We start from the raw sequence: 18,110 nt of genomic DNA, 5'->3' as shown, positions 1-18,110 counted from the left end.
CCCAAGGGGCGCGATGTCGGGGGGGTTCCGATATGAAGAGGTGAGGATCGAGGGCTTTACCCACAACGTTGTGGGTAAGATGATGGATGTATGGCTCGAGTGATTGCCCTGGCAAACCAAAAAGGCGGGGTAGCCAAAACCACCACCGCCATCAACCTGGGGGCCGCCCTGGCCGAGCGTGGCCTCAAGGTGCTGCTGGTGGACGCGGATCCACAAGCTAACCTCACCGTAGGTATGGGGCTGGACCCCTCAGGGTTTGAACAGACCCTTTCCAGTGTGTTGGCCCGTGAGGAGGGGGACCTGGCCGAAGCGGTGTATGAAACCGACGACGCAAATCTGCAGGTGGTTCCCGCCGATATCGAGCTTGCGGATGTGGAGTTCGCCATGATCAACCGCTTTAGCCGGGAGACCCTGCTCCGCTCGAGCCTGAGCCCGGGGCTGCTCCATCACTATGACTTTATCCTCATTGACTCCCCCCCCAACCTGGGGATGCTCACCATCAATGTCCTGGGTGCGGCCCACGAGGTCATTGTTCCGGTGGCCACCCACTTTTTTGCCCTGCAGGGGCTGACCACCCTGCTCTCGCGCCTGCGCTACATTCAGGGCAAGCTCAATCCAGAGCTCAGGGTTCTGGGCTTGTTGGCTACCCGCTTTGATGGCCGCACCCTGTTGGCTCAACAGGTGCTGGCCCAGTTGCCGGAGTTTGGATTGCCGGTGTTCAAGACGGTGATTCATGAGGCCGTACGGCTGGCGGAGGCCCCTAGTCAGGGCCGGACCATCCTCGAGTATCAAGGCGAAAGCGCGAGCGCTGCCCAGTATCGTCAGTTGGCTGAGGAGGTGCTGGCATGAGCGCGCATCAACCCAAGACCCCCAAGGGGGGGAGCAAGGGGCGGCGGTTCACCCTGGACACCACCGCCCTGGTGGGCTACCGGGAGGGCTTAGAAAAGAAGCAGGCCGCGGTGCTTTCGGGGATAGAGGGGGAGGTGGAGATCCCCCTCGAGCGGCTTCAGGCGGCCCCCTGGAACGCCCGCCGATACTTCAACCCCAAACGCTTGGATGAGCTGGCCCAGGACCTCAGGCTGCACGGGCAAATCCACGCCATCCTGGTGCGGCCCTTGGAGGAGGGGGTTTATCAGGTGGTGGTGGGGGAACGCCGCTTGCGGGCCGCGGCCCTGGCGGGGCTCAAGGCCCTGCGGGCGCGCATTCGCACCCTCTCGGATTCGGAGGCCTACAGCCTCTCCCTGGCTGAGAACCTGGACCGTGAGGACCTCTCCACCTACGAGGAGACCCTGGGCTACCTCCAGCGCCTGGTGCTGGAGCTGACCGGGGTGCCCGCGTTTGAGGCCTGGCGTAAGGCCTCGGAGGAACCCCAGGGGGCGGTGATTCGGGCGCTTCACAAGCTTCACAACGAGCGGAGGCTGCCGCCGGAGGCCGGGGGAAGTATACGGGGAACCGAGCTCGAGCGGCGCATCCGCGAGGTGTTTGAGCGGCACCAGCGGATCAGCCTCGAGGCTTTTTACAAGCACCGCCTGCCCATACTGGGCCTGCCCGAGGAGCTGCAGCGGGCCCTGCGGGAGGGGCAGCTTGAGTACTCCAAAGCCCGCCTGATCGCTCGCTTACCCGATGCCGAGGCCCGCAAGGCGCTGCTGCGCCAGGCCCTAGAGCACAACCTCTCGCTCTCGGCCCTTCGCAGCCGGATCTCCACCCCCGCCGATTCGGTGGGCACCCTGCACGGGCGGGCGGCCCGGGTGGCCCGCCGGCTCAAACGGGGTGCCCTGAGCGAAGCCCAGCAGGAAAGGGCCGAGGCCCTGTTGGCGGAGCTCGAGGCCCTGCTGAGCCAGATCCCGCGCTAGTGGGTGTGTGTGAGGAAGAACAGCAGCCGCTCGGTGAGTTCGCGGGCGGTGGAGCCCACCGGCGGCTCGGGGTGGGTAATCCACTGCACGCTGAGCGAAAATCCGGAGCCTTCGATGATCAGGCTGCTGAGGAGCCCGGCGCCCACCTCGAGCTGCACAAACGACTGGCAGACCACGCCCACCCCTAGCCCCGCAATTGCCGCGGTCCGTACGCCGAAAGGGCTGCCGCACTCCACTACCTGGGCAGGAACGATTCCATGGCGCTGGAGCAGGCCCTCCAGCCGCAAGCGTAGCCTCGAGCTGCGCTGGGGCAGCAGGATCCGGGCCCCCTCCAGCATGCCCAGGGGAATCCCTCCGAGCTTGGCCCAGGGGTGGTCGGGGGCCACCACCAGGATGGCTTCGTCCAGCGCGACCCGGCGGGCCTCCAGGGGCTCGGGCAGGTTTTCCCCGCCGCTCAAGGTTAGCGCCCCATCCAGCTCACGGGCCCCCACCATCTCGATGAGCTCGAGGCTGGTGGCATGGGTGAGGTGAGGCTCCAGGGCGTTTTCCTGCGCGGCCCAGCGGAGGAGGGGGGCCTGGTAGCGGGGGATCAGGCTCCAGGAGAGCCCCAGGTGCTGAATGGTGGGGCGGCCTGAGCGGTCCGCCTCGATGAAGCGTGTGGCCCGGTCTAGGCTCTGGCTCACCGCGCAGGCGTAGGGCAGCAGATCCCGCCCGGCCTGGGTCAGGGTGATGCCTCGGGGGGTACGCTCGTACAGCGGCTGTCGCACGATATCCTCCAGCCCGCGCAGCATTTTGCTCACCGCGGGCTGGCTCAGGTTCAAGGCCTCGGCCGCGCGGCTTAGGCTGCGCAGCTCCGCCACCACACAGAACACCATTAGATAGCGAGGGTTTAGCCGCATATACCGAATCTGAGGGCAATTATACCGGGTGGGGTTATATTTGTTATAACCAAGAGCTATTTGATTTACCAAAGGGTTATATCTAGGCTTGGGGGAGGTCTAAACAATCCGGTAGGGGGTAGATGCATGATCGCCAGAGAAACCCAGTCTGTAAAGCCAAACCTCAAAGCCCGCCTGCACCACCGTATCCTAATCCTGGGGGGTGGGACCGCCGGGCTGACCGTCGCCGCGCGGCTACGGCGCAGGGGGGAGCCCGATGTCGCCATCCTCGAGCCCTCCAAAACCCACTATTACCAACCGGCCTGGACCCTGGTGGGGGCGGGGGCCTATGCGGCGGGGGCCACCGTTCGCAATGAAGAGCCCCTGATCCCCAGGGGGGTCAAGTGGATTCAGGACTACGCCGAGGAGGTTGACCCCGACCGCCAGATTGTCACCACCCGCGCGGGGGATGAGATTGGGTATGACTTTTTGGTGGTTGCCCCGGGGATTCAACTCGACTTTGACAAGGTGGCGGGGCTGAGCGAGACCCTGGGGAAAAACGGGGTGAGCAGCAACTATCGCTTTGATCTGGCCCCCAAGACCTGGGAGTTTATGCAGAAGCTCCGGGGAGGGGTAGCCCTGTTCACGGCCCCCAGCACCCCCGTTAAGTGCGGTGGAGCCCCGCAAAAGATCATGTACCTCACCGCTGACTACGCCCGGCGCCACGGCTTCGCCAAGGGCCTCGAGGTGATCTTCGGTTCGGCGGGGACCACCATTTTCGCTGTGCCGGAGATCAAGGCGGTGCTGGACAAGGTGATCGAGCGCTACGGCATCCACACCCAGTTCAACCAGGAGCTGGTCGCCGTGGATGGGGTCAAGAAGGAAGCCACCTTTGAGCTGACCGCCAACCACCCCACGGTGAAGGCCGCGCCGGACGCGCCCAAGCCCCGGATCACCATCCCCTTTGATTTTCTGCACGTCTCGCCCCCGCAGAGCGCCCCCAACTTCATCAAGCAAAGCCCCCTGGCCGACCCCTCCACGCCGCTGGGCTGGGTGCAGGTGGACAAGCATAGCCTCCAGCACGTGCGCTATCCCAACGTGTTCAGCCTGGGGGACGCCAGCAGCTTGCCCACCTCTAAAACCGGGGCGGCGGTGCGCAAACAGGCCCCGGTACTGGTGGAGAACCTGCTGGGGGCGATGAACGGCAAAGCCCCCTCGGCCCAGTATGACGGCTATACCTCCTGCCCCCTGGTGACCGCCTACGGCAAGATGTTTTTGGCCGAGTTCCTCTACGACAACAAATGGCACCCCACGGTGCCCCTGATCAACACCCAGAAGGAGCGCTACGACATGTGGCTGCTCAAGAAGTACGGCCTACCCCTGATGTACTGGGATTTGATGCTCAAGGGCCTGGCTTGAACCGGCCGATACAGGAAGGGATTATCGATTATATCCCCAGGGGGTAGTTGACGGATATCCCCTGGGGATATACCATGCCAAGGGAGGAGGTAAGTGGATGCTGTTCAAACAGATCTACGAGGAAGGCTTGGCCCAGGGCAGCTATTTGATCGGCTGTCAGGCCAGTGGAGAAGCCGTAGTGGTGGACCCGCGGCGGGATATCCGGGTGTATCTCGAGGAGGCGCAAAAAAACGGGATGCGCATCGTCGCGGTCACCGAGACCCATATCCATGCCGACTACCTATCGGGGGCCCGGGAGCTGGCCAAGGCCACCGGGGCCACGCTGTACCTGTCGGACGAGGGGGATGCGGCATGGAAGTACAGCGGCCTGGAGGGGTTTGAGTACCGCCTGGTCAAGGATGGCGACGCCATCCGACTGGGCAACCTCAGCCTGAAGGTGGTACATACCCCTGGCCACACCCCTGAGCACATCAGCTTTCTCCTCACCGACGGGGCCGCGGCCAGCGAGCCGGGGTATTTCCTGACCGGCGATTTCGTGTTCGTGGGGGATTTGGGGCGGCCAGACCTGCTGGAGGAGGCGGCCGGCATCGCCGGTACCGCGGAGCCGGGGGCGCGGCGGCTCTTCAAGAGCCTAAAGGAGAAGTTCCTGACCCTGCCGGAGTACGTCCAGGTTTGGCCGGGCCACGGGGCGGGCTCGGCCTGCGGCAAGGCCCTGGGGGCGGTGCCCAGCACCACCGTGGGGTATGAGCGGCGGTTTGCCTGGTGGGCCGATTATCTGCGCAACGACGACGAGGAGGGCTTTGTGCAGGCCCTGCTGGCGGGTCAACCCGAAGCGCCCTACTACTTCGCGGTGATGAAGCGGCTAAACCGTGATGGAATGCCCATCCTGGGAGACCTGCCCAAGCCCCGTGAGCTGACCCCTGAGCAGTTCCAGCGCAAGCTGAAGGAGGGGGCGCTCCTGGTGGACACCCGGGACAAACTGGCCTTTGCCGGCGGGCACATCCATGGGGCCATCAACCTTCCGGACAATAAGAACTTCTCGACCTGGGCGGGCTGGCTGTTGCCCTACGATCAGGAGCTGATCTTGTTGGCCGGGGAGGAGCGGGTGCCTGAGCTGGTGGCCAGGCTGGTGCGGATTGGGCTGGACCGGGTGGTGGGGTATATCCCCAGCCTCGAGGGGTACACCGAGGGCGAGCTCGAGACCGTCTCCCAGATCAGCGCGGCTGAGGCCAAACAGCGCTGGGAGAGGGGAGAGGTCGCGGTGCTGGATGTGCGGGGGGCGGATGAGTATCAGGCCGGGCATGTTCCTGGTGCGCTCAACATCCACGCCGGTCGGGTCATGAACCACCTGGGAGCCATCCCCAAAGACAAGCCGGTGGTCGTGCATTGCTTGGGAGGAGACCGCTCCTCTACGGCCATCAGCGCACTGATGGCGGCGGGCTTCACCAACCTGATCAACCTGACCGGGGGGATTCGGGCCTGGCAGGGCGAGCGGTTTCCGCTTGAGAAGGGACCGGCCCGCGAGCTGGTCAAGTCCTAAGGTCCATCGTGTAAACCGGAGCCCCGCCCACAGGGGGGGTCCCCGTGAGAACAGGAGTGCGTTTTACCCCCATGAACCCGATCAAGAGACCCCATCTGGATGTCAGGACGGCGTACCACACCCTGCAGCGGTATCAGGTGGTGGATGTGCGCGAACCCCAGGAGTGGGTGGAGGGCGTTTTGCCTGGGGCGCTGAGGATCCCCCTGGCCAAGTTGGAGGCCCTGGCCCCGCTGTACCTGGAGCGGGAACGGCCGGTGCTGCTGTACTGCCGCAGCGGCAACCGCTCCCAGGAAGGGCTCGAGACCCTGCAAAGCCTCGGACACGCCCAGGCCTGGCACCTCGAGGGCGGTATCAAGGCCTGGTGTGAAGCCGGAATTCCCTGCACCAGCCCGGTTTAGACCAAGGAGATGTATGCTGACTGCACCCTATAAAGACATTCCCCCCCAAGAAGCCCAAAAGCTGCTCGAGCAGGACGTGCTGTTCGTGGACGTGCGGGAGCCCGAGGAGTTTTCCCAGGTCCGGATTCAAGGGGCTCAGCTGATTCCCCTTTCGGAGTTTGCCGGGCGGTACCGGGAGATCCCCACAACCCGGCCGGTGGTGCTCTACTGCCGTAGCGGCAACCGCAGCGCACAGGCTGCGGGCTGGCTGGCCACAAAGGGCTACACCAACCTCCTCAACCTGGAGGGAGGGATCCTGAGCTGGTACCAGAGCGGGTTACCCCTGGATACCCAGCACCTGGAGGCCACCTACCAGGACACCGCCTTTACGGAACTGACCCCCCACGAGGCGCGGCAGTGGATTCAGGCCGGGGCCTACGCGGTGGATGTGCGCGAGCCCTATGAGTACGCCATGGGGCACGTGCCCGGGGCCGTGAACCTCCCCTTGAGCCGCTTTGTCGCCGGGGTTGCTGAGCTTCCGCGCGACCGGGCGATGGTATTGATCTGCGCTTCCGGCAACCGCTCCTCCCAAGCCGCGGAGTACCTGGTTGGGCAGGGGTTTGACCCGGCCAAGGTGGCCAACCTTGAGGGCGGGACCTCGGGTTGGATGGCGGCGGGGTTTGAGGTAGAGCGATGATGGGTTGGCTCTCCCGGTTGCTCGGTGGGGGGGCGGTGGAGCGCCTAACCCCTGAGCAGGCCCAGGCCAAAGCCAAGGCGGGGGCCCTCATCCTGGATGTGCGCACGCCCCTCGAGCGCCAGGAGGCCAAAATCCCCGGCTCACAGGCCCTGCCCCTGGACCGCCTGGCCGCCGAGTGGGAGAAGCTGCCTAAGGACCGGGAGATCATCTGCCAGTGCCGCAGCGGCAGCCGTAGCGCCACCGCCGCACGCTTTCTGGCGGCCAAAGGCTTCAGGGTATACAATCTCCAGGGCGGTATTCTGGCCTGGCGGGCGGCAAAACTGCCGCTGAAATGAGGTGCGATGATCCTGGCTTGGGTGGGTGCGGTCCTGATTGGCCTCTCGTTGGGAATGCTGGGGTCCGGGGGCGCGATCCTTACCGTTCCGGTCCTGGTGTTTCTGGTGGGGGAGCCCAGCAAGCTGGCCATCGCGGAATCCCTGGCCATTGTGGGCCTGATCGCCCTGTTCGGGGCGATCCCCTACGCCCTGAAGGCCCAGGTGAGCTGGTTTCACGTGCTGGTCTTCGGGCTGCCGGGCATGGTGGGTACCTACTTCGGGGCGTATGCCTCCAAATGGATTCCTGGACCCTGGCAGATGGGGTTGTTTGCGGTGGTCATCCTCTTTGCGGCCTACCGCATGTATCGCCCCTCCCGCGCCGCGCACCCCCCAGCCCCGCGCCCGGCCTGGAAGCTGTCCCTGGAAGGCCTTTCGGTGGGGGTATTGAGCGGGGTAGTGGGGGTGGGGGGTGGGTTCTTGATCGTCCCGGCCCTGGTGCTGATGGGGAGGTTGGACATGACCCTGGCCGTGGGGACCAGCCTGGTGGTGATCACCCTCAACTCGGCCAGCGGCTTTTACAAGTACCTGCACCTGTTGCCTCAGTGGGGGTATAGCGTTCACTGGCACCTGGTCGGGCTGTTTGCGGTCCTGGGGGTGGTGGGCAGCTTCATCGGGCGGCACCTGGGGAGCCGGATCCCCCAGCCCATGCTGCGACAGGGGTTTGCTGGGTTTTTGCTGGTGATGGGCGGATTCATCCTCTGGCAAGACCTGGGCAAGCTGCTGCGATAAAGAAGATCTTATAGGTGCGCCCCAAACGCCTTGGGCGGCCTGAAATCAAAGAGGATACCATGGAAAAAACCGAGAAACTCCTTCCCGACTCGCTTCGCCAACAGGTTCAAGAGCTTTTGGGCGCCCTGCAGCACCCGGTAGAGGTGGTGGTGTTCAAGAGCGGGCTGCTCGAGGTGCCCGGAGCGGGCGAGGTCGGCTTACAGAACGAGACCCTGGCCCTCCTGCGCGAGGTGGCCGAGCTGAGCGATAAGATTCGAATCGAAGAGCGCTCGCTCCTCACGGATCCCGAAGCCCAGCGGCTGGGCCTGTCCTACGCCCCCACCCTGCTGTTTCGGGAGGCGGGTTCCGAGCGGGGCAACATCCGCTTTTTGGGCATCCCCAGCGGATATGAGTTCACCACCCTGCTGGAGACCCTGATCATGCTGGGCAGCGGCCAGAGTGACCTGGGCGAGCGCAGCCGGGAGTCGCTGGCGACCCTGCAAACCCCGGTGCGGATGCAGGCTTTCGTCACCCCGACCTGCCCGTACTGCCCCAAAGCGGTGCTCACCGCCTTCAAGTTCGCCTACCATAACCCCCAGGTGGTGGCGGAGGGGATTGAAGCCAGCGAGTTCCCCAAGCTCTCGCGCCACTTCAATATCTCCGGGGTACCGGACACCATCATCACGGGGGCCCGCCAAGAGCGGGTGCTGGGCGGCCAGCCCGACCGGGTATTCCTGGAGGCGGTGCTCAAGGCGGGTGGGGTTTCGCTGGCCGGGGGAGCCCAGAGATGAGGCGGCGCTCGACCCCGATGATATGGCTGGTGCTTGGGCTGCTCCTGCTGGGCTTGGCGGGCTGCGCCCCCAAGACGGGGTATACAGACATCAGCGTACAGGATCTACAGGCGGCCAGCGAGCCCAACCGTATCGTGCTGGATGTGCGCCAACCCGAGGAGTATGCCGGTGGGCATGTTCCGGGGGCCCGCTTGTTGCCGCTGGGGGAGGTCTCGAGCCAGGCCGCGGAACTTCCGAAGGATGCCCCCATCTACGTGATTTGCCGCAGCGGCAACCGCTCCAAGCAGGCCAGCGAGACCCTAGCCCAGATGGGGTTCAAGGACGTCCGCAACGTGCAGGGGGGGATTCTGGCTTGGCAATCGGCGGGCTACCCGCTCGAGCACTGAAGCGGGAGGTAGGCTACACTGGAGGGTAGTTGTGGAAACGCTTTTGGATACCAACTCGGCCTCGGACGAATCCCACCTCAAGACCACGCGGGTGCTCAACCGCCTGAAGCGGCTCGAGGGCCAGGTGCGCGGTCTGCAGCGCATGGTGGTGGAGGGTCGCGAGTGCCATGAGATTCTAACCCTACTCTCCGGGGTGCGCAGCGCCCTGGACGCGGTAGGGCAGACGGTGCTGGAGAACTATCTCGAGGAATGCCGGGCCAAGGGGAGCGACGACATTCAGGGGGTGCTCGAGGCGGTGCGGCTGCTCAAGCGGTGACGACTCCCCGTTCTGAAGAACGGGGCTTCTCGGTTCTCACGGGACGGCCCACGCCGTACCCATCCCCGAAGGCTCCGTCCGAGCCTTGGTCAGGACATTTATCGCCGAAGCCACATCCCGATGGAAGTAGCTGCCGCACCCCGAGCACCGGAACACCCTGACCCACAAGGGCTTCTTCTCTCGGTACCCGCACACCGGGCAGTCCTGGCTGGTATGTCTAGGGTCTACCCCCACCACCCGCCTACCAGCCTCTTCCGCTTTGTAGGCGAGGATTTGCAGGAACTGCGCCCAGCCTGCGTCCAGCACCCCTTTGGCGGTGCGGCTGCGGGCCAAGCCGAGGATGTTCAGATCTTCGTGGACGATGGTTCCATAGGCATTGACCAGCTTCCTTGCCGTTTTATGGTGGAAGTCTTTGCGCTGGTTGGCAATTTTTCGGTGCAGTTTGGCCACCCGCCTTCTGGCCTGCTTGCGGCGATGGCTGCCCCGCTTCTTCCTGGAAAGGTTGCGCTGGGCGGTGGCGAGTTTGGCCTGCGCCTTCTGGAAGTACCGGGGGGCCTGAACCATCTCCCCGTCGGAGGCGATGAGGAAGTGGGGGTTGGTGCCCAGGTCTATCCCGATGGCTGCCCGGTTTTCGGGTAGGGGTTTGGGCTCGGTCTCACAGACAAACACGATGTACCAGTCATCCCCTTCCCGCTTCAGCGTGGCGGTCTTGAGCCTGCCTTCCAGCGGGCGGTGAAGTTTCATCTTCACCGAGCCGATGCCGTGGATGAGCACCCGCTTTCCGTCCTCCTGGAGCTTGACCCCGGTAGTCCCGGCCTGGGGGAAGGTGAAGCTGTCGTAGCGCTCCTGCCCCTTGAACCTTGGGTATCCGGGTTTTTCTCCCTCCTTGACCCGCCGGAAGAAGCCCTGGAAGGCTTTGTCCACCCGCTCCACCACGTTCTGCAACACCTGGGAGTGGATGCCTTTGTACTCGGGTAACTCGGCCCGTATCTCCGGCAACCACCTCTTTTGCTCGTAGAAGCCCACCGACTTGCCCGCCCTGCGGTAGGCCTCCCTGCGTTCCTGCAAGGCCGCGTTGTACAACTGGCGGCACAGGGAAAGGGTGCGCTCCAGGTCGCGGGCCTGGGGCTGGGTGGGATAAAGGCGATACTTGAAAGCTTTACGCATTGTTGGCGCTTTCCCATGATGCCACATTTGGTGAGCCTGGTACGACATTCAGCCGCCAAAACCGGGCGGTCTGGGGGTGTCCATGTAGCGCAGACGAGCATGCCGCTGGGGTCAGGGCATGTCTGCGAGTCCCTCCCCATCACCTCGCCCTGACGAGGCGAGAACCGGGGGATTATAGTTCCCACACCCCCCCTCTTTTCTCTAAAGCCCTAAGGCCCCCTCATCCACCTCTGGCCGCCAACCGAAACGCTCGAGGTCGCAGCGCCCGCTGGGATTAAACTCCACCCCCTCATGCACTAAGAGCGCGCGTTGGAGCTCGCCTACCCCCACGCGATAGGTGCTGATCCCCCCCTGGGCGTTGATCACCCGCTGCCAAGGTATTTCCCCCGATGCCGGCAGAAGGCTGTGCAGCACGAAGCCCACCTGCCGCGCCCGGCCTGGAAACCCGGCATACCGGGCCACCTGCCCGTAGGTCATGACCCGCCCCGGGGGGATCTGGCGGACCAGCTCTAAAACGCGGTGGCGAAACTCAGCCGTAGGCTCTGACATAGGCTTAGCATAGCGCGGCCGGATCTGGCCTACGGCTTACCTAATTGCCTCAGCCTGGATGGAATCAAGAGGGCTCAGATGGGGGGAGAGCAGCCTCCATAGATCTGCCCTTTGCTCCACTCGCAATTCGTGAAGCTGATATGAAATTCTCAAATATAGGATAATCTGGATAATAATAAACAAAAATCCTCAACTTTGGAGATTCATCCCCAATAAAAATCAATGCAAGAGCAGGCGCCCGTTGATCTAATTGCGAATAGGGGAGAGCCTTTGGGTTTGAACCATATCGACTAGATACGCCGGAACCCGCTTCATGGGTAATGGCAACACCCTGATTCTCGAGGCCCCCGCGTCTTCGAAAAGATGTGACTGCAACGCAAATATCCCGCACAACCACGGAAGCTGAACCCCCTGGATATAGCCATGCCGGTTATGGGTTTGCAGGTGGATTCCTAGCAAATTCGGCAAACCAGTAGTAAGATGACACCAGATTCTTGAAGTGAAAAACATGCGTGCAGTTTTTCTCAATCTCATCGGGTTTATGCTTCTGTCGTCATGGGTTGTTGCGGCGACAGGGGCCGACTTCAGCCGCTGGTATCCCTACCCGCAGGCCAGCCAGCTGGCTCAGCAGGAGGGGCGGGTCCTGATGGTGTATTTCTGGCGCCACGGCTGCCCCTATTGCGACCAGATGAACACCTTCGTGCTCTCGAACGAGGCCGTTTCCCAGCTTCTAGAGCAGTGCTTTGTGGTCGCCAGCGTGGACAGCGAGAGTCTGGAGGGCGGTGCCTTGGCCCGCCAGACCCGGGCCCTGGGCACCCCCATATTTGTGTTCTACGTATACCAAGGGGATACGTGGAAAGAGCTGGGGCGGCTGTTTGGCAGCCGCCCCTCGGCCCAGTTCCTAGGGGAACTGAAGCAGGTCTCTGCCAAGTCAGGAGGTAAGGGTTGTGGATAGAAGGCTGTTTCTCAAAGCGTCGGTGGGTGTGGTAGCCGGGGCCCTGCTGGTTCCCAAGTGGATCCCGGCCTGGGCTCAGGGTGGGCTCGAGGGGGAGGACGTCGCCAAGCTGGAGCCGGCCCTACAAAAGGTGTTGGGCAAAGGCTTCAAGGATCTGGTTCCCTCGGATTCAGTGAAGCTCACCATGCCCACCATCGCCGAGTCCGGGGCCAACGTGCCTTTTGAGATCGCGGTGAACCTGCCCAAGGAGCAAGTCAAGGCAATCCACCTCTTCGTGGATAAAAACCCCTCGCCCCACGTGGTCAAGGTCGAGACTGGGCAGGCCATGCCCGCGTATGCCTCGCGTACCCGCATGGCCGAGACCTCGGCGGTACGGGCAGTGGTCGAGACACAGGACGGCAAGCTACTCATGGCCTCTTCGAGCACCCGGGTCACCGTGGGTGGCTGCGGTTAGGAGCGAGGTGATACAAACATGGCGATTCGTGTTTTGGCCCGTATAACCCCCCCTAAACCCAAAGCGGGGGATGTCTTCAAGCTCCAGGTGGTGGCGCAACACCCCATGGAGCCCGGGACCCGCAAGGATGAACAGGGCAACCTAATCCCGGCTCACTACATCGACCAGGTAGATGTTTACTTTGAAGGCCAGAAGGTCTCCGCGATCCTGCCGGAGCCTGGGGTCAGCGCCAACCCGCTGTTTGGTCTGGAGTTCCAAGCGGGTCAAGCCGGGACCTTCAACATCAAGCTCAAGGACAACAAGGGCGATACCGGTGAGGCCTCGGTCAAGTTAGAGCTGGCGTAGCGCGATTTGAGGCAGCTCCTGAAAGGGGCAGCCGAAAGGATGGCTTATGCGTTGGACTGGCCTGGCGTTGTTGCTCCTCTCGCTTCTGGGGGTACTGGCCCAAAGCGTACCGGAAGATCCTCGAGACGAGGCTAAGCGGCAGAAACAACTCCTGCTGCAGACCTCGGGCATCCTACCCTCCGACCTGATTGTGGAGCAGGGCAAGGACCTTTTCTATACCAAGCGGGGGCCCCGAGGGGTCAGCCTGGAGGGCTGCGATTTCGGGCTGGGTGCGGGGGTTCTCCAGGGGGCTTCGGTTCAGCTTCCTCGGTACTTTGCCGACACTGGGAAAGTGGAGGACTTGGACAGCCGAATCCGCACCTGCATGACCCAGCTTCAAGGCTTCAAGCCGGAGGAGGTCAAGCGCTCTGAGGTGGTTCCTCTGGCCTTTTTCATCGCGGCCCAGTCGGACGGCCTGCCGATTCAGGTACGGATTGCCGCCCCGGCGGAACGCGAGATGTACGAGCTGGGGCAAAAGCTGTTCTATGCCCGCAGTGGGGCCCGGGACATGGGGTGTGCGACCTGCCACGTCAGCTACGTCAACCGGCGCAGCGGGGTTTTGCCCTTCTCGGACGTCTTGGGCAAGGACGCCTCCATGAGCCACTGGCCGGCCTACCGCTACTCCAACGACCAGGCCTGGACGATGGAGGACCGCATCCGGGCCTGCTACGGCAACCTTGGCCACCCCCAGCCAGATTTTTACTCTCCGGTGCCTATCGCCTTGCAGCTCTTTATGGCCTACCAGGCCAATCAGGCCAAGGCTGAGCTCCCTGGGTTTTTGCGATAGGAGGAAGGTATGCGCAATCTCATCTGGATGGTCCTGGCGTGTATGGCTCCCTGGGCTATGGCCCAGAGCTACTTTGGGCCTGGGGAAACCAAGGCGGTTCAGGGCTCGGGCGCCAAGTTCGCCGATGCGCTGCTCAACATGAGCGCCGATCAGCTCCAATGCTCGCTGCATCAAAACCGCTTGCCCGCGGATGCCACCCCCAGTTTTCTGGCTGCACAAAAGGCCTCCATTCAGTACCCCAAAGGGGACAAGTTCATGGGGGACTGGCAGAAGGGAGGGGCCATCTTCAACAACCTGCAGAAGGCCAACTGCTTCAGCTGCCATTTTGGCTCCCCGGCCAACCTGGGTGGGGATGTGGGGCCCAGCCTGGAAAAGTATGGGCTGCAGCGGGGCCAGTCGGAGGCGGTGCAGCGCTACACCTATGAGGTGATCTACAACGCCTGGTCGTACTTCCCCTGTACGGTGATGTACCGCTTTGGGGTGCAGGGCCTGCTCACCCCGGAAGAAATTGCCGATGTGGTGGCCTACCTGTTGAACCCCGCTTCAGACTTCAACACCAAGCCTGCGCTTGGGGGGAAGCGATGACGCGAAGGGAGCTTATCGGCTTTCTGGCCGCGCTCGGGGGTCTGGCGTTTTCGCGCCGGGCCGTGGCCCAGCTCTTGGAGAACCCAGGAAGCCTGTATGCCCTTCCTCCCTACGGAGACCTGACCCTTCTCTACCTCACCGATCTGCACGGTCAGCTCCGGCCGCACTACTACATGGAGCCGCCCAATCTCCTGGCCCCCCAGCCCCTTCTGGGGCAACCCGGTTACCTCACCGGGGAAGACTTTCTCCGCTACTACGGGGTCAAGCCGGGCAGCCTGATGGCCTATCTGGGCAGCTATGTGGACTTCAAGACCCTGGCCGATCGCTTCGGGGCCATCGGAGGGGCCCCGCAGATCACCCAGTTGATCCGCACGCAAAAGGAGGCTGCGGGGGGGCCGGTGCTGGTTTTGGACGGGGGAGATGACTGGACCAATTCCGGCCCCTCCCTGCGAACCCAAGGGGAGGCCCTGGTGGACTGGATGAACCTCACCGGGTTCCAGCACATGGTGTACCACTGGGAATACACGTTGGGGCGGGCTCGAGTGGAGCAGCTGGAAAAGAAGCTCAAGGCCCAGGTGCTCAGCTACAACACCACCGACGACAGCTTTGGAGACCCCGTGTACCCCACCCATGCGGTGTATCCGGCGGGCAAGTACAGCGTAGGGGTCATCGGCCTCACCTATCCGTATATCAAGGTCTCCCATCCCGAGGAGTTCACCGAGGGGCTTTCCTTTGGCCTCAAGGAGCAGGATCTGCAGAAAACCGTAGACCAGCTCAGGTCTACCGGGGTGGATGCGCTGATCTTGCTTTCCCATGGGGGCTTGCCTCTGGATACGGCCCTGGCCCGGCGCATCCGAGGGATTGACCTGATCCTCTCGGGTCATACCCACGATCTGACCCCGGTGCGCCTACAGGTGGGCAAGACCTTTGTGGTGGCCGGAGGGTCTGGGGGCAAGGTGGTGGCCCGGATCGATCTGGCCCTCAGGAGGGGCGGGATTGAGGACCTCCGGCTCAACCTGCTGCCGGTGCTCTCCCGAGCCCTGCCCGAAGACCCCAAGGCCAAAGCCCTGGTGGACCAGGTTTACCGCAGCAATCCCGATCTGCTCGAGCCCATCGCCCCGGTGGAGAGCCTCCTGTACAAGCGGGACACCCTGTACTCCACCCTGGACGAGCTGGCCTGCCGAGCGATCGAAGCCCGTTACCCCGAGGTCGAGGTGGTCTTTAGCCCGGGAACCCGCTGGGGCACCACCTTGCTGCCGGGGGAAAGCCTAACCTTGGACCGCATCCTGGCCTATACCGGCTTTACCTATCCAGAGGTGTACCTGTTCAAGCTGCGGGGGGAGCGGCTCAAGGGGTTGCTCGAGGACGTGGCCTCCAATGTGTTTACCCCCGATCCCTTCTATCAGCAGGGGGGGGATATGAGCCGGACCTATGGCCTCACCTACACCTTGAACGTAGACGCCCCCTTGGGAGGGCGAATCCAGAACCTCGAGGTCCGGGGGCGCTCCTGGGATCCCAACCGGGAGTATTTGGTCGCGGCTTATGGGGGCCGGTTGCAGCGCCTCGGGGTCGGGGTGGATCAGCACACCCCCCGGCCGGTGCATGAGCTGATTGTGGAATACGCCAAGAAGGAGGGCCGGCTCAACCTGCCGCCTAGACCCAATGTGCAGGTGCCGGACCGTGATTACCGTCTTCCTGGGGGAGCATGATGAGACCACGCCTAAAACAAGCCGGTTGGATCGCGGCCTTAGCCCTTTTGGGGCTGGCCTCCTCTCAGAGCGATCCGCTCAAGGCCGCCGTCGCCACAGGCGGAGCGCAGTACGCGCAGGTCATCCTGGACCAAGACGAGGGGCAGCGGCTGTGCACACAGTACCAAAGCCAACTGCCGGGGGAGCTTATCCCCAAGTTTATCGAGGCGCAGAAGGCCCTGATCCGCTACCCCGCCAATGGAAAACTCCTGGGGGATTGGCAGAACGGGGAAAAGGTGTTCACCGACCCCAAGCGGGGAAACTGTTACGCCTGCCACCAGGGGGATCCCAAGCAGCTGGCCTACGGCACCATGGGCCCCAGCTTGGCCAACTACGGCGCCCGGGGGACTTCGGAGCCGATCCTCCGCTACACCTACGAGAAGATCTACAACTCCTGGGCGTTTGTGCCCTGTTCGCTGATGTACCGCGGCGGGGTGCACGGGCTGTTCACCCCCGAGGAGACCGCAGATCTGGTGGCCTTCTTGGTGGATGCCAACTCCCCGCTCAATCGGAGGTGAGCCGTGCGAAAAGTTGTGCTCATACCCATGATTTTGGCCTTTGTGGGGGCCTTTTTTGCCCTGACCCAGCAGGACCAGCCCCTGGACCCCTTTGAGGAGGCCATGAAGCAGCGGGAGCAGTACCTGAAAACCTTCGGTATCCTGCCCGGAGACCTCTTCGCCTCGCAGGGGGAGGAGCTGTTTCATACCAAGCGGGGGCCGGCGGGTAAAAGCCTCGAGGAGTGCGATTTCGGACTGGGGCCGGGCCAGCTCGAGGGGGCTTATCCCTACCTCCCGCGCTACTTTGCCGACGACGGCAAGGTGGAGGACCTCGAGACCCGGATCGTGAGCTGCATGCAGCGCATCCAGGGCTTCAAGCCCCAGGAGATCAACCGGGATGATGTGGTGGCCCTGACCACCTTTGTGGCCTCCAAGTCCAGCAAAGCCAAGATGCAGGTGGTCCCCAAGCACCCCGCCGAGCTGGCCATGTACAACCTGGGCAAGCAACTCTGGTACACCCGGGCCGGGCCCCGCGACATGAGCTGCGCGGTTTGCCACGACGACCACGCCGGAAAGCGGGTTCGGCTCTCCCCGGTGATGAGTCCCCAGCAGGGCCTGGGGAGCGAGTGGCCGGCCTACCGCTTTGAAGAGGATCGGATGTACACCTTTGAGAACCGCATCCAGTTCTGCTACGCCTCGGTCGGCATCCCCGCTCCGGCCTTCTACTCCGAGCCCCAGATCGCCTTGACCACCTATATTCTGGCCGAGGCCACCAAGGCCGGGCACAGCTTCCAGGAGCTTCCTTTCTTCACGAGGTAGCGGTGCTGTCTCGGAGACGGCTTCTGGCCTTGCTTCCCCTGCTGCCCTGGGCGCGGGCCCAGGCGGCGGCAGGGGATTGGACCACGGCCTTTGGCCGCTTCATCCAGAAGGTCCCCCCGGCCAGTTATCTGGTGTATCCCACCGAGGCCCGCGACCTGCTCCTCTTTGACCCCTTCATCCTGGATGTGCGAACCCGGGAGGAGCGGCAGCGGGGGTATATCCCCCACTCGGTGCACATCTACGCGGGGGAGGTTCCGGATCGGCTGGCCGAGCTGCCCACAGACCGCAGCGCCCTCATCTTGGTCTACTGCGGGAGCGGAAGCGTCAGCGCGGTGATTGCGGCCTACTTGCAGGCTTTGGGTTACATCAACGCTAAGAACATCGCACATGGGTTCAAGGGTTGGATGGATGCCGGTTTACCCGTAGAGGGAGACAGACCGTCAACTACCCCGACCAAACCCTAACGGGTTCTGGTCAGGGCTTGCAGGGACAGAACCATGCAGAACACGATTCGCTTCCCCCACGTTCGGCAGGTTGACGACTGCCCGGCCCCTCTCCCGAAGGTTCAGGGCCGCGATGTGGTCGGCGTGCCCAGCGAAACCGCAAACCACACAGCTAAAAGTGCTTTGGTTGGGCCGATTGGCCCGCTCGGTATGCCCACAGCAGGGGCATTCCCGGCTAGAGTTCCTGGGGTCAACAAACACCACCCTGACCCCCTGACGTTGGGCTTTGTAGCTGAGCTTCTGCCCGAAGTCGTGGAAAGCCCAGGAATGCAGCCAGGCTCGCTTCAGCGACCGCCAGGTGGAGCGCTGAGGCCGTCTAGCCC

General features: G+C 63.4%; 24 protein-coding genes. 20 read left to right on the top strand and 4 right to left on the bottom strand.

Features of this window, described 5'->3' with window-relative positions:
• Window positions 1-90: 90 nt before the first annotated feature.
• Together Mgrana_RS13030 and Mgrana_RS13025 are read left to right on the top strand one after the other, a co-directional pair.
• On the top strand, window positions 91-849 hold the full coding sequence (locus Mgrana_RS13030; protein WP_119358038.1) for a ParA family protein: 759 nt from the start codon (window positions 91-93) through the stop codon (window positions 847-849).
• Window positions 846-1,853, top strand: a complete 1,008-nt coding sequence (locus tag Mgrana_RS13025; RefSeq protein WP_119358037.1) for a ParB/RepB/Spo0J family partition protein — start codon at window positions 846-848, stop codon at window positions 1,851-1,853. The genes Mgrana_RS13030 and Mgrana_RS13025 overlap by 4 nt, the downstream gene beginning before the upstream one ends.
• On the opposite strand, the gene Mgrana_RS13020 is transcribed toward Mgrana_RS13025, so the two are convergent.
• Window positions 1,850-2,752, bottom strand: a complete 903-nt coding sequence (locus tag Mgrana_RS13020; protein WP_119358036.1) for a LysR family transcriptional regulator — start codon at window positions 2,750-2,752, stop codon at window positions 1,850-1,852. The two genes, Mgrana_RS13025 and Mgrana_RS13020, sit on opposite strands and share 4 nt — an antisense overlap.
• A gap of 126 nt (window positions 2,753-2,878) precedes the next feature.
• Here Mgrana_RS13020 and Mgrana_RS13015 point away from each other — a divergent pair, with 126 nt between their 5' ends.
• The 9 genes from Mgrana_RS13015 (at window position 2,879) to Mgrana_RS12975 (ending at window position 9,339) form a co-directional block, all read left to right on the top strand.
• Window positions 2,879-4,150: an NAD(P)/FAD-dependent oxidoreductase gene (locus Mgrana_RS13015; RefSeq protein ID WP_119358035.1), complete on the top strand. Its 1,272-nt coding sequence runs from the start codon at window positions 2,879-2,881 to the stop codon at window positions 4,148-4,150.
• A 97-nt stretch (window positions 4,151-4,247) separates the two neighbouring features.
• The gene (locus Mgrana_RS13010; protein ID WP_119358034.1) at window positions 4,248-5,690 is read left to right on the top strand and encodes an MBL fold metallo-hydrolase; all 1,443 of its coding nucleotides are present in this window, start codon (window positions 4,248-4,250) and stop codon (window positions 5,688-5,690) included.
• A gap of 71 nt (window positions 5,691-5,761) precedes the next feature.
• Window positions 5,762-6,088 (top strand): rhodanese-like domain-containing protein, encoded by a 327-nt coding sequence (locus Mgrana_RS13005; protein WP_119358033.1) that lies wholly within the window; start codon window positions 5,762-5,764, stop codon window positions 6,086-6,088.
• A gap of 13 nt (window positions 6,089-6,101) precedes the next feature.
• Entirely contained in the window at window positions 6,102-6,764 is a 663-nt protein-coding gene (locus Mgrana_RS13000) for a rhodanese-like domain-containing protein (RefSeq protein WP_119358032.1), read from the top strand.
• Window positions 6,761-7,099, top strand: a complete 339-nt coding sequence (locus tag Mgrana_RS12995) for a rhodanese-like domain-containing protein (protein ID WP_119358031.1) — start codon at window positions 6,761-6,763, stop codon at window positions 7,097-7,099. Before Mgrana_RS13000 ends, Mgrana_RS12995 begins: the two co-directional genes overlap by 4 nt.
• Before the next feature lie 6 nt (window positions 7,100-7,105).
• Window positions 7,106-7,867, top strand: coding sequence for a sulfite exporter TauE/SafE family protein (locus Mgrana_RS12990; RefSeq protein ID WP_119358030.1), 762 nt, complete (start codon window positions 7,106-7,108; stop codon window positions 7,865-7,867).
• Between the two features lie 59 nt (window positions 7,868-7,926).
• A complete protein-coding gene (pdo, locus tag Mgrana_RS12985) occupies window positions 7,927-8,637 on the top strand; it encodes a protein disulfide oxidoreductase (RefSeq protein WP_119358049.1) in 711 nt (236 codons plus the stop codon).
• Window positions 8,634-9,023, top strand: a complete 390-nt coding sequence (locus tag Mgrana_RS12980; protein WP_119358029.1) for a rhodanese-like domain-containing protein — start codon at window positions 8,634-8,636, stop codon at window positions 9,021-9,023. The genes pdo and Mgrana_RS12980 overlap by 4 nt, the downstream gene beginning before the upstream one ends.
• Window positions 9,024-9,054: 31 nt before the next feature.
• Complete coding sequence (locus Mgrana_RS12975) at window positions 9,055-9,339, top strand: metal-sensitive transcriptional regulator (RefSeq protein WP_240631372.1); 285 nt, start codon at window positions 9,055-9,057, stop codon at window positions 9,337-9,339.
• A gap of 36 nt (window positions 9,340-9,375) precedes the next feature.
• Here the strand turns inward: Mgrana_RS12975 and Mgrana_RS12970 are convergent, their stop codons facing one another.
• Window positions 9,376-10,506 (bottom strand): RNA-guided endonuclease InsQ/TnpB family protein, encoded by a 1,131-nt coding sequence (locus Mgrana_RS12970; protein WP_119358028.1) that lies wholly within the window; start codon window positions 10,504-10,506, stop codon window positions 9,376-9,378.
• 201 nt (window positions 10,507-10,707) lie between these two features.
• The gene (locus Mgrana_RS12965; RefSeq protein WP_119358027.1) at window positions 10,708-11,055 is read right to left on the bottom strand and encodes an MGMT family protein; all 348 of its coding nucleotides are present in this window, start codon (window positions 11,053-11,055) and stop codon (window positions 10,708-10,710) included.
• A gap of 508 nt (window positions 11,056-11,563) precedes the next feature.
• Between Mgrana_RS12965 and Mgrana_RS12960 the strand changes: the two genes are divergently transcribed.
• From Mgrana_RS12960 to Mgrana_RS12920, 9 genes are read left to right on the top strand one after another with little or no spacing between them, the layout of a single operon-like run.
• Window positions 11,564-12,010, top strand: a complete 447-nt coding sequence (locus Mgrana_RS12960) for a thioredoxin family protein (protein ID WP_119358026.1) — start codon at window positions 11,564-11,566, stop codon at window positions 12,008-12,010.
• On the top strand, window positions 12,003-12,464 hold the full coding sequence (gene soxY, locus Mgrana_RS12955; RefSeq protein ID WP_119358025.1) for a thiosulfate oxidation carrier protein SoxY: 462 nt from the start codon (window positions 12,003-12,005) through the stop codon (window positions 12,462-12,464). Before Mgrana_RS12960 ends, soxY begins: the two co-directional genes overlap by 8 nt.
• An 18-nt stretch (window positions 12,465-12,482) precedes the next feature.
• Entirely contained in the window at window positions 12,483-12,809 is a 327-nt protein-coding gene (gene soxZ / locus Mgrana_RS12950; RefSeq protein WP_119358024.1) for a thiosulfate oxidation carrier complex protein SoxZ, read from the top strand.
• A gap of 46 nt (window positions 12,810-12,855) precedes the next feature.
• A complete protein-coding gene (soxA, locus tag Mgrana_RS12945; RefSeq protein ID WP_119358023.1) occupies window positions 12,856-13,635 on the top strand; it encodes a sulfur oxidation c-type cytochrome SoxA in 780 nt (259 codons plus the stop codon).
• A gap of 9 nt (window positions 13,636-13,644) precedes the next feature.
• Entirely contained in the window at window positions 13,645-14,220 is a 576-nt protein-coding gene (gene soxX / locus Mgrana_RS12940; RefSeq protein WP_119358022.1) for a sulfur oxidation c-type cytochrome SoxX, read from the top strand.
• Window positions 14,217-15,929 carry a thiosulfohydrolase SoxB gene (gene soxB / locus Mgrana_RS12935; protein ID WP_119358021.1) on the top strand — a complete coding sequence of 571 codons (1,713 nt, stop codon included), beginning with the start codon at window positions 14,217-14,219 and terminating at the stop codon, window positions 15,927-15,929. The genes soxX (Mgrana_RS12940) and soxB overlap by 4 nt, the downstream gene beginning before the upstream one ends.
• The gene (gene soxX / locus Mgrana_RS12930; RefSeq protein ID WP_170146480.1) at window positions 15,926-16,486 is read left to right on the top strand and encodes a sulfur oxidation c-type cytochrome SoxX; all 561 of its coding nucleotides are present in this window, start codon (window positions 15,926-15,928) and stop codon (window positions 16,484-16,486) included. The genes soxB and soxX (Mgrana_RS12930) overlap by 4 nt, the downstream gene beginning before the upstream one ends.
• A gap of 27 nt (window positions 16,487-16,513) precedes the next feature.
• Window positions 16,514-17,284 carry a sulfur oxidation c-type cytochrome SoxA gene (gene soxA, locus Mgrana_RS12925; RefSeq protein ID WP_119358019.1) on the top strand — a complete coding sequence of 257 codons (771 nt, stop codon included), beginning with the start codon at window positions 16,514-16,516 and terminating at the stop codon, window positions 17,282-17,284.
• Between the two features lie 5 nt (window positions 17,285-17,289).
• On the top strand, window positions 17,290-17,748 hold the full coding sequence (locus tag Mgrana_RS12920) for a rhodanese-like domain-containing protein (RefSeq protein ID WP_119358047.1): 459 nt from the start codon (window positions 17,290-17,292) through the stop codon (window positions 17,746-17,748).
• Here Mgrana_RS12920 and Mgrana_RS12915 read toward each other — a convergent pair.
• Window positions 17,725-18,110 (bottom strand): zinc ribbon domain-containing protein (locus tag Mgrana_RS12915; RefSeq protein WP_147371304.1); only part of this gene is annotated, 386 nt, incomplete at its 5' end. The genes Mgrana_RS12920 and Mgrana_RS12915 overlap by 24 nt on opposite strands.

Source organism: Meiothermus granaticius NBRC 107808 (assembly GCF_003574355.1).
In the GTDB taxonomy this organism is placed as follows: Bacteria; Deinococcota; Deinococci; order Deinococcales; family Thermaceae; genus Meiothermus; species Meiothermus granaticius.
This window is presented reverse-complemented; position numbering and strand designations above follow the sequence as displayed.